2 protein-coding genes are annotated in these 2,685 nt (G+C 34.9%); both read right to left on the reverse strand.

Annotated features, from left to right (window positions below; translation table 11 throughout):
• Positions 1–1,057 (reverse strand): DUF2931 family protein (locus tag RMN92_RS02460; RefSeq protein ID WP_309607879.1); only part of this gene is annotated, 1,057 nt, incomplete at its 3' end.
• A gap of 12 nt (positions 1,058–1,069) precedes the next feature.
• Positions 1,070–2,685, reverse strand: a 1,616-nt coding sequence (locus tag RMN92_RS02465) for a phospholipase effector Tle1 domain-containing protein (protein WP_309607880.1), incomplete at its 5' end; no start/stop codon positions are given.

A 2,685-nucleotide genomic window follows, 5' to 3' on the forward strand; every position in this document is an offset into this window, starting at 1 on the left:
CATCCAAATTTGCCCACATTTTTGGATCTACTTTTTCAAGAGGGACTTCTTTATCTCCACATTTTACAGAAAATTTGACACTCTTATACATAAATTGCACTTTGGCAACAATAGTTACCTCAGCTTTTGGGTTGCCTTGAGTTACTTTTTTAAATGCAGCTATAATCTCCTCTTCATTAAAAGTGGCTTCGCAAGAATTAGTTTTAAAATAAATGCGCCCAACTTTTGGCAAAGCTTGATTTAAAAATTTAAGTTCGTCTCCTGGTTTAAGTATTTTTTCTTCTCCGTTTATGTAGCTTATATCTCTAGGAGCTATTTCTTTATCACTTTCTTTATAAAACTGGACATCAAAACGCCAATTATACTGTTCTCGATAGGTGTCCCACAAACCAAGAGGAATACCTTCTTTTTTTATTCTTTCTTGCATTTCAGGTTTTAATGTGATTTCGAATAATCTGTCATAAAACCCTTGCTGGGTATGCTCACTTGGATTATCATAAAATTCATTCACATCTACAAATGTTTCTTTGGCTTGGTATCTGCCAATTTCTACACGGTGCCATAAGCCTGTTAAAAAAACTACGACCACACCTCCAGGAGCTACGCCCACTACAATATGTTTATAAGTTTGATGCACTTGTTTTTTGGTCACACGATCTTCATTATAGAATCCTTCTTGAAAAAGTTTTAAGATTTTATCTGCTGGCAAAGCTGCTTCATCAAGCAACCAAAACTTTTTTTCGGCATAGCTCACCCAAGTCAATGATACTAATGTGGGTATTATTCTACCGCCTGAACCTCCCTCCGTCCCGTCATCGTCCCAACCAGCAGATTGAACACCATTGTTGCGAAATGCTGTAATAAATTCTTTTTTGGTGGCGAGATAACCTTTGTGAACTTCTATTGGATAATCCAAAACGGATGTAACAGAGGCTGACCATCCAAAATCTGTTTTGTTTTTATCTTTGTTTTCTTCTTGTGCGTTCATGTTGTTTTGTTTGCAGGATAGTTGACAGAAAGTTAAAAAAATAATCCCGTAAAGTTTTAATTTTTTCATTTTTATATTTTTTTAGGCTGGCACAATATAACGAATTCTTCCTTTTTCGGGTACATTTACTATACCAATTACTGCATTGTAGTGCAGGTAGTTGTTGCGGAGTTTTTTTAAATCTTCTTCTTCAATTTCATATTTTAATATACCATTCGGGTTTGCAATTACTTTTTTTGCATAGTCATCCAGATTGGATTGTAATCTTTTCATAAGATCCAAATGACCAGATAATGGATTTTTAGAAAAGTTTTTCTTTTTCTTTAAATCCGTAAAATTAAAAGGCAATCCTTTTTCTATACCATAATTACACATCATGTGCAGGGGTATAAAACTATACTGGTTGCTCAAATAGGCACGTTGTGTAATCAATCGTGATCTTTGCAGATTTGAATCGTAATCTACTTCTATTTGATGGTCGTGAAACCAACCCTCTTCGAGGAGTGTTTTTCTAAGAGCTTCCAATTTGTAAATATTGTTGCCAACTTCTTCTTGTAGTATATGCAACCCATCAGTATCTTGACCATTTATACCTTTGCCTATACCTTCTGGTCTACCCTCAGTGTAGCTTCCACCTACATCACAATGCACACCAGGCATATTGAGTTCGATATGATTTTCTTTTCTAATAATGCGTGATAAACTAAAATTTTTACGGTGCTCGTCTCCCGCTGTAAGATGCAATATGTTTTTAGCAACACTTATGGAATTTAACCCTAGTTCCTTAATATCATTACCTTGATATATTCCATAGTGTGCTACAGTATCATATAGTCCTGCAAAGCGAATAACTAGTCGGTCATATTTAACGCCTTTTACAGTAAGCAAGTAAGTTAAATAGCCACCTTTCGGTAAATACTTATCGAAATATTGCGTTTCTATTTGACGATCCATATGGTCAAATCCATCATTTATAAAATAGGGATTTAGTGTAATTTCATGTACAAAATGTCGTGCTGCAGCAGCACCGCGGCTAAACCCAAATACGTCAATCGTAAGTGTGCCTATTTTTTCATTTCCAACCAAATTAATTTTATCGACCATTTGAATTATGGATCGGGTTACCCGTTTTACAATACCAGCCTCACCAGCACCTAATCCAGAACCTTGAAAAAAATCGTTTTTTTCATAACTTATTACATTTAGATTTTCATCGCCTAACGTATTAGTTCCCATACCTTCAGTATATACTTTGAAAATAGTTTTATCATCTTTTTGATAATTATCAAACAATATGGCAGGGTTGGAGAGGTCATTTTCATAACTAACCTCACCGTATTTATAGTTCTCCCCTTTCGCTACGTCTTTTTTCTTTTTAGCATATACTTTTAAATGGTCTGCATCGCTGTAATTTTCTATGCTTTCGCCAATGCGTTTTTTCTCCCAGTCTATTCTGGCTATGGTATCATATCGATTGTTCATTGTGCCGTCAATAAAAATTCCAAAAGTAAAATCCTTTGTATTTTTGGTCTCAGATACTGCCTTTTCAGTTTCTCCAGCCATTAAGGGGTTGTTTCCTTTTTCTTCTACAAAATCTTTTGGTTTTTGCAGAGAAGAATCTATTTTTAAGGCAACATCTAAATCTTTCATTCCGTCCTTTAGCTTTGTATGGTATACAATAGGATTAATCTCTAGTG

The sequence above is a fragment of the Flavobacterium sp. genome, assembly GCF_031363805.1.
In the GTDB taxonomy this organism is placed as follows: Bacteria; Bacteroidota; Bacteroidia; order Flavobacteriales; family Flavobacteriaceae; genus Flavobacterium.